This is a genomic window from Veronia pacifica, assembly GCF_001707825.1.
GTDB lineage: Bacteria > Pseudomonadota > Gammaproteobacteria > Enterobacterales > Vibrionaceae > Veronia > Veronia pacifica.
On record NZ_LYBM01000061.1, the window covers coordinates 21058 to 28676 of the forward strand.

Below are 7619 nucleotides of genomic sequence, written 5' to 3' on the forward strand. Positions count from 1 at the left end.
CCCAGCCCACCATTGTTCAGGTGCGCGAAAGCTACACATAAAAAAACCAGCAGGAAGCTGGCGTCTATGCGCCTATGTCTACAAACGGGGTCTCAATCCCGGCACTGGATTTTGCCAGTGCCATTTGAGGATACTGCTGAAAGTGTTTTTCTGTCAACTGCTTAGGCAACTTTCTGTGCCTCCTGCTTTTCTTTCTCTATCTGGCCTTGTATCGCCAGCAGTGCGGCCACTCTGCCTGTGGTCAGCCAGTCTACCAGCTTTTCCAATATCGGTTTGTAGCGGTTAAACCGACTGTAGGGGACGGGCAAGGTTTGTGAAAAGGCGGCGAATTTGGTCTCGTTGGTCCACGGCACACGTCCTTCTTTGCAGGCAATGCAGGAGCGGGTGACGCGGTGTCGGTTGATGGTTTTGCCTGAGCCGCGGCATTCTGGGCAAATTCGGCCATTGAGGTTACTGGCAATGAGTATGGCGGTGCTCACCAGTGCAAGGATAGCCTGTGGCGGGTAGTTTCCGCGCCATACGGTCATTTCTTTACTGGCTTCTTGCAGGGTGAGTTCGCTGAGCTGGCGGTAGGCGTGTTTATCATTAAGCAGCTCATGAAACAGCAGCAGCCAGCCTGTGGGTGCGTCGCTCCAGCGTATGCCCACCATGGCGAGCTGTTCTTCTACGCTGAACAGGGCTTTCCCCTGTTTGTCCGGGCTGTAGTTGATGCCTTTACAGCCAAATTTACCTAGCAACTGTTCGATTCTCATAATTATGCGGCCTCTTTGGTGGGTGCTGTGTGAGTCGGTTGGGTGACACTGACAATGCGGTAAAACCAGACGTTTTTGTTGTTGATCCGCTCGCTGCGTTTTTGCAGGGTCAGCTCTCTGCTGTATCGCTTTTTTACATCCCGCAGGCGGGCTGAAATGGTGGGCTGGGTGTCGGCATGGCCGAACCGCTGGCGTATGTATTTTTCTATGCTGCGCAGGGTGTGCCATTGCTCGCCATAGGTCACCAGTATGGTGCGACCAAGTGTGGTTTTATCTGTCACTCTGCCTGCGGTTTGCAGTTGTTGAAGTGTGTTCATGCTGCTCTCCCGTTGTTGTTTTGGGTGTTACTGCGTTTGCGGTAGCTTTCCCAGTTAAAGGAGACCCAGCGCCCTGCCCCTTCCATAATGCGGTCGATGGCTCTGTCTCCCAGTGTGTCGTGTAGCTTTGTTTGATTGAGGTTGGTGAGTATGCCCGTGGGTTTTTCGTCGGCATTACGGGCATTGATGATTTCGTTGAGGGTGATGGTTTCGTTTGCATTGCCGCGTTGTACGCCCACTTCGTCTATCACCAGCAGGTCGAGCTTGGCAAGGTGGCGCATGAGCTTGGCCTCGGTCATTTGGGTGTCGCTGCGGTAGGTGTCACGCATTTTCATCATGAGGTCGCTGACGGTGACAATCATGGCAGTGCCTTTGTTGGCAATGATGTGGTTGGCAATGGCGCTGGCTAGGTGATTTTTCCCTGTGCCGGGTGTGCCTGCGAAGATGAATCCGCCTTGGTCGCCGCGCAGGTGACCTTTAAGCCAGAGCTTGGCTTGTTGTTGGGCGCGATGTTGCTCAGGCGATTCAATCAGGTAGTTATCGAACCGGCACTTTTGGTGCTTTTTGGCAATGCCGCTGCAACCCAGTGCGACCTGAATGCGGCTGGCGCTGTAGTTGTCGTTTATTTTCTGCAGGTGTGCCTGGTGCTCGCGTTCGAATCTGTCGTTTCGCTCGGCTAGGGTGAGCGGTTTAACGTGTTGCTTTGCGATGGCGCTGAGCAGTTGGTTAGGTGTTTTCATTGCCATTCCTCCGGTGGGCCGTATTCGTCGTCGCGGGCACCAATTTGGTTGATGTTGGTTGCGTGTTGTGGGCCTCGTTGCTGGGCCCATTTGTTGGCGTTTCGCATGCCGTTTCGCCATGCGGCGTGCCAGTTGGTGTAGGTATTTCCCCGGGCGATCATGGCGTCGCACCATTGAGCGGTGGCGTCGTCGATGTTGACGGCGTAGGGCTGTCCGTTTTGTCGCTGAGCCTGATACCACTCGCGCATTTCGTCAGTCACGGTGAAGTGTTCGGGTAAGGCGGTTTTTCGTTTGCCACTGGCGGGTTGGGTGCCTGCGCCCTTGGTTTCAGCAGAACGGGAGGTTTTGGTCGCTCGGGGGGTTTTGGCGTGAGTGGTTTTCTCTGGTGCCGGGTTGTCACCGTTCGCGGTATTGCGCTCGTTTGGTTTGTCCGCTTGGGGGACTTTAGGGGGTAAGATCTCTTTTGATGGATCTAGTGATGGTTTGGGGTCAGATTTCGACCCACCCCCTTGGCTATTCTGACCTAGGTCTATTTCTGACCTAGGGCATTTTTCGCCCCCACTTTTGGCGGTATTTTCTTGTTCTCTCAGCAGGGCTTTCAGGTGGCTGACATCTATTTGGTAGATGTTGCTGTCGTTGGTGATGTACCCGTCTTCGGTGGTTTTCTTGCGGGTGGTTTTGTTGAGCACATGCTGCTCTATCAGCCGTTTTATCTGGGCTTTGACGGTACTGCGCGATATGCAACATTTGCGAGCGATGGCGTCGTAACTCGGCCAGCACCAGCCTTCGTCGTTGGCGTAGTCGGCCAGACAGAGCATGATGAGTTTGGTGTTGCCACTGAAGGCAGTTGAATCCCACACCATGGACATTACGCGGACGGACATTGGTGTCGCTCCTTGTGATGTTTACGCAGGGCGTTGAAATATCGCTCGGCGTGTTTTCTGTCGATAACGCTGGTATGTGGGCCGCAGGCAAGCAGCCATTGTTTTTGTTTACAGCGGTATTTGAGGCTCATGGTGTGGTCCCCTTCAGGCGGCGTGTTTGTGTTGCATGAGCGCTTCGATGTATTCAAGCGCAGGTTTGTGGGCGCCTTCGCTTTCCTGAACTTCTTTGTAGGCGGCGCGAAGTTGTTGCAGGCTGGCGTTTTCTGGCAGCAGCAAGATGGCGCTGAGTGCTTCAGACGATTCTTTACTCATTTCGGCCAGCAGTTTGTCGCGGTTGGCGGCGGTGCTGTTGCTGCCTATTTCAGCGACGGTGAACCCTAGCGGGTTGAGGAAGGTGTTGAGCATATCGACGCCCCGCGCTTTGGGCATGGCGGCGAGGATGGCGGGCAGTAGATCTAGGATGGTGGCTTTGGCTTCTATGCTGGTTCTTTCGAGGTAGCGGAAGAAGTTTTGCTGGTTGTTTTTATCGTCGGCGCCCGGCGGTTTCAGCAGGGTTTTTCGCTGTGCATCAATCTCTTCTGCCAGTGTGAGGGTGTGGTACTGGCGGGCGATGTTGGTTGCTATGTAGTCTTTGCTGACTTGGGTGCGCCATCCTTCTACTGCGTTACGAATAACGGCTTTGAAACTTTGGGTTGTCATCACATTTCTCCACTTTTCATGGCTGTATGTTCATACAGAAACCTTTAGTTCACCTATTTGGCTACCGTTTGCGCTATGCTGGGGTTGTGTTTTCGGCACGCTTGGGTAACACGAATATCGAAGGCGTTAGCACTTGATAGCTGTATCCGGTGAGGACATGCGCTTGCTGCATTCTTCCTGATTTTGCTGGAAATTCTCCGTCACTTTCCCATTTGTGGTAGGCGGTGGAGGACACATTGAAATATTGAGCGGCTTTGGTTAAGGAGCCGTTGAAGTGAATTTTTCGCACTCGGGATACAATGTTATTTTTCATCATTCTGTCTCATTAGTAATTATTGGTTAATAATTAGACAGTAACTAATAGTTTCTTGTCAACTGTGTGAAAAAACTGAAAGTTATTGATTTGGAGTGTATGTGTTGAACCAAAAGGACTCTGCTGCTGACTTTGCTTCTCGTCTGAACGCCGCATTTAACGCGGTCGGCGCGCCTTCGAAAGGCCGTGCGCCATACATTGCAAAGCGACTTCCTTACTCCATTTCGGTTGTTGCGATTCGAAAATGGCTTGTCGGGGATGCGATTCCTGACACAAAAAAACTTGCTGATATAGCAGCACTTGCAGGCACAAGTGTGGAGTATCTCCTTGGTCATCAGTCATCTGGCAATGAAGCATCAGTACCTGGAGCTCAGCCTGCCTTCGCTGCTTTGCGTAAGGTTCCTATTCTTTCGACGGTGCAGGCTGGCAACTGGGCTGAGAGCCTGACGTTTGAGCAGCTAGGTGAAGATGTTGAATGGCAGGAGACGAGTGCGAAGGTGGGTGAAGATGCTTTTGCGCTGCGGGTGCGAGGCAACTCTATGACCAATCCACATGGGTCGCCGTCTATTCCGCATGGCTCGGTGGTGATTGTTCAGCCTTGTCCTGATCCGGAATCTGGCAAGATTGTGGTGGCGATGCTCAAAGGCAGCGATGAGGCGACGATTAAGAAACTTGAGATTGATGGCCCACACAAATATTTGGTACCGCTGAATCCTACCTATCAACATATTATGGTTAACGGTAATTGTCGGATTGTTGGTTTTGTCCGTCAGGTGATCATGGACTTAGACTAGGTTTTATCTGGGCTGGCCTCCCCCGCCAGCCTTTCTGTTTCGTTCCCTCCCATATATATCTCCTTTTACTTTTGCAATGTGTTGCATATATGTTCGCTATCGCTGTCTCATTATAGAAACTGATAGTTTCCAATTAGTAACTTTTGGTTGCTATGGTAACTATAGGTTTTCATTTAGTTCAATTTGGAACATTAGGAGACAGGGAAGATGATTCGTCAGGATGAACTCGTTGTAGATAATTTCGCAGGTGGTGGCGGTGCGAGCACTGGTATGGAGCTTGGTTTAAATAGGCATGTGGATATTGCCATTAACCACGACCCGGAGGCCATTGCGATGCATAAAGCCAATCATCCTGAAACCGAACATTATTGCGAAAGTGTGTGGGATGTTGACCCTGTTGAGGCATGTAAAGGTCGCCCAGTCGGTTTTGCTTGGTTTTCTCCTGACTGTAAGCATTTTTCAAAAGCGAAGGGCAACAAGCCGGTTGATAAAAATATTCGCGGGCTGGCTTGGGTTGCTGTCCGATGGGCTGCACTTGTCCCTGTCAGAGTTTTTATGCTTGAAAACGTTGAAGAGTTTCTGACATGGGGACCGCTCGATGAAGTTGACCCCGGCTCATATAGACCAAACCCGACGAGAAAAGGTGAGACATTCCAAGCCTTTATAGATTGCCTGACTACGGGGCTGGATACTTTCCATCCTGCATGGAATGAAATCTATGACGTGTTAGGGCGATGCTTTCCTCATGGCAAGCTTGAGGAAGGCCTTGGCTATAAGGTCGAGTTCAAGGTGCTTTCTGCTTGTGACTATGGTGTGCCTACTACTCGCAAGCGCTTGTTTCTGATTGCCCGTAAGGACGATGAGCCGATTCAGTGGCCTGCACCTACACACGGTAAAGAGGGCTCAGGGCTAAAACCTTTCAGAACTGCCGCTGACATTATTGATTGGTCTATTCCGGTTAAGTCGATTTTTAATCGGCCCCGCCCACTCGCAGAAAGTACGATGCGCCGCATTGCCAAAGGGTTAGAGAAGTATGTTTTTAACTCCACACCTTTTATTGCCCCAGAGGGCACTGCTGTTCCTTTTATTACTGAACATGCCAATGCGAGTAATCAGAGAAATATGCCTGCTGATGAACCATTGCGGACTTTGTGCGCGCAGGTGAAAGGTGGTCATTTCGCTTTGGTGTCTGCATTTATCGCTAAACACTATTCTGGCGTTGTTGGTTCGAGTGCTGGCGAACCGCTTCACACTGTGACAACAACTGATCATAACGCCTTGGTTACTAGCAGTATGATCAAGCTGCGCGGAACCAATATTGGACACGGTACCGATGAGCCACTTCATACGATTTCAGCGGGTGGTTTTCATCTTGGCGAAGTAAGAGCGTTTTTGGTGAAGTACTACGGCACTGCGACGGCAGAAGGCTGCGACACGCCATTGGGTACAGTTACCTGCAAAGACAGATTTGGGCTTGTCACCGTGCGCGGCGAGGCATACCAAATTGTAGATATTGGTATGCGAATGCTTGAGCCCCATGAGTTGTATGCAGCCCACGATTTCCCTCCCTCTTATCGAATTAGCCATGATGCCGAAGGCAAAAAATTGTCCAAACGTGCCCAAGTGGCCCGGGTGGGTAATTCTGTACCGCCAACAATGGCAAAGGTTTTAGTTGATGCCAATTTAGGTGCGCCTGGCTCTGTAAGGGTGGCAGCATGACTTCACAAGACCGTGTTCGCGAGCAAGGCAAACGCCGTGCGCAGAATTTGCGCGACCGACGCAAGGCAATAGGGCTGACCACCTTTCCTGTCACGCTGGCGAAAACAGAGCTTGAGAAGTTAGATGCTGTTTGTGCGTTCTTTGGTCAACCGACGGAACCTTACAGTCATGATGAGGCGATAACGGCGATGATTCATCGTCTACATGCTGAAATAGGGGTTATCAGTGAACGGCTTGGCCGCTGTGAGAAGTGCGGTGAGCAGTTACCCGAGGGCTGTGCAAAGTTGATGAAGGGCGGGTTATTCCGAGGTGATGCGCTCTGCTGGCATACGATTAACCGGGTGCGGATATTCGACCCTACCCGACAGGGAGAAAGATGATGGAAGCGTTGTTGATTTATGCAGTGGGCGCTGTGTGCTTTTACGTTTGCGCCATGCTTTGCCGAAAGCGCAAAACCCTTACTGACTGACCACCGGATTTAACAGAGAGTAACGTGCCATGAGTACCGCAGATAATGTAGAACCAAAAATCACTATCGCTGAGTTTAAAGAGGCGCTGGGTATTCCGCCAAAGTGCATGTTCGTTACCAGCGATCACATACTGGCGTTCTTCGGCATTTCTACCATGACGTTATGGAGGTGGAGACAGAAAGATTTCCCTGCCCCTAAAGGTAACTCAAACCCCGGTAGATACTTTATCCCCGAGGTTGTGGGGTATGTGAATAAAACTCATACAATTTGAGCGCCGAGTGACCACTTGGCGCTTTATTAGAGTAAAAAACTAGATTATGACCGGAATACTGTGTAGAAAAGGGCGCTCGGATGCGGAGCGCTTTGCGCTTTATCTTCACATCCTGTTTCTGGCGTTGTGGTGTATGAGCGATGTTTTACATTGCCTTACCTTGCCCCGGGACAAAGTCAGCCTGTGACAATCACAATAAAGCAAAGCTTTTGCGTGTAGAGCGTAACTCGTGTCACTGACCCTTTTTTTCTTGGCTTTTATAAGTTATTGATTTAAATGGGTCATAACAATTTGGTTTAAAAAAGGGTTTTTTCACTCTTTTTTCGCGCACACCGCGTCACAACTGGGATTCTGGTCTTTGCGCTACGGTGCGCAGCCGTGTAGGCGGCACTGAAGTAGTCACAAGTGGATTAGCAACATTCTTTACTGTGCGCAGCCGTGTAGGCGGCACTGAAGTGCCACTCTGATCCGGTGTACTCCTGCAATAAGTGCGCAGCCGTGTAGGCGGCACTGAAGAGATAGGAGCGATACATACTGTTTTACACAGAGCGCGCCAGCCGTGTAGGCGGCACTGAAGTGTTCCCTTTCAAGGCGCATTCACTAAGATGGTGTGCGCAGCCGTGTAGGCGGCACTGAAGAGCTTTAGTCATCCACAGTAGT

The 7619-nt window shown here is 50.9% G+C and carries 11 protein-coding genes and 1 CRISPR repeat array; of the genes, 4 read left to right on the top strand and 7 right to left on the bottom strand.

Going from position 1 to position 7619, the window contains the following annotated elements:
• Positions 1–161: 161 nt before the first annotated feature.
• The 7 genes from A8L45_RS21485 to A8L45_RS21510 all read right to left on the bottom strand — a co-directional run bounded on the left by A8L45_RS21485 (position 162) and on the right by A8L45_RS21510 (position 3708).
• Complete coding sequence (locus A8L45_RS21485) at positions 162–752, bottom strand: hypothetical protein (RefSeq protein ID WP_068905407.1); 591 nt, start codon at positions 750–752, stop codon at positions 162–164.
• A 2-nt stretch (positions 753–754) separates the two neighbouring features.
• On the bottom strand, positions 755–1069 hold the full coding sequence (locus tag A8L45_RS21490; protein WP_068905408.1) for a hypothetical protein: 315 nt from the start codon (positions 1067–1069) through the stop codon (positions 755–757).
• Positions 1066–1809, bottom strand: a complete 744-nt coding sequence (locus A8L45_RS21495) for an ATP-binding protein (RefSeq protein WP_175402052.1) — start codon at positions 1807–1809, stop codon at positions 1066–1068. The genes A8L45_RS21490 and A8L45_RS21495 overlap by 4 nt, the downstream gene beginning before the upstream one ends.
• On the bottom strand, positions 1806–2693 hold the full coding sequence (locus tag A8L45_RS21500; protein ID WP_068905410.1) for a helix-turn-helix domain-containing protein: 888 nt from the start codon (positions 2691–2693) through the stop codon (positions 1806–1808). The genes A8L45_RS21495 and A8L45_RS21500 overlap by 4 nt, the downstream gene beginning before the upstream one ends.
• Entirely contained in the window at positions 2678–2824 is a 147-nt protein-coding gene (locus A8L45_RS24730; RefSeq protein WP_175402053.1) for a hypothetical protein, read from the bottom strand. The genes A8L45_RS21500 and A8L45_RS24730 overlap by 16 nt, the downstream gene beginning before the upstream one ends.
• Positions 2825–2837: 13 nt before the next feature.
• Positions 2838–3392, bottom strand: coding sequence for a toxin YdaT family protein (locus A8L45_RS21505; RefSeq protein WP_068905411.1), 555 nt, complete (start codon positions 3390–3392; stop codon positions 2838–2840).
• A 73-nt stretch (positions 3393–3465) separates the two neighbouring features.
• Positions 3466–3708, bottom strand: coding sequence for a hypothetical protein (locus A8L45_RS21510; RefSeq protein ID WP_139122447.1), 243 nt, complete (start codon positions 3706–3708; stop codon positions 3466–3468).
• Between the two features lie 98 nt (positions 3709–3806).
• Between A8L45_RS21510 and A8L45_RS21515 the strand changes: the two genes are divergently transcribed.
• The 4 genes from A8L45_RS21515 (at position 3807) to A8L45_RS21530 (ending at position 6959) form a co-directional block, all read left to right on the top strand.
• Positions 3807–4499 (top strand): LexA family protein, encoded by a 693-nt coding sequence (locus A8L45_RS21515; protein WP_245680792.1) that lies wholly within the window; start codon positions 3807–3809, stop codon positions 4497–4499.
• A 207-nt stretch (positions 4500–4706) separates the two neighbouring features.
• Complete coding sequence (locus A8L45_RS21520; RefSeq protein WP_068905412.1) at positions 4707–6218, top strand: DNA cytosine methyltransferase; 1512 nt, start codon at positions 4707–4709, stop codon at positions 6216–6218.
• Complete coding sequence (locus A8L45_RS21525) at positions 6215–6598, top strand: hypothetical protein (protein ID WP_068905413.1); 384 nt, start codon at positions 6215–6217, stop codon at positions 6596–6598. The genes A8L45_RS21520 and A8L45_RS21525 overlap by 4 nt, the downstream gene beginning before the upstream one ends.
• Before the next feature lie 118 nt (positions 6599–6716).
• Entirely contained in the window at positions 6717–6959 is a 243-nt protein-coding gene (locus tag A8L45_RS21530; protein ID WP_068905414.1) for a hypothetical protein, read from the top strand.
• 373 nt (positions 6960–7332) lie between these two features.
• Positions 7333–7597: a CRISPR direct-repeat array (repeat unit 23 nt; unit sequence CAGCCGTGTAGGCGGCACTGAAG).
• Positions 7598–7619 lie beyond the last annotated feature (22 nt).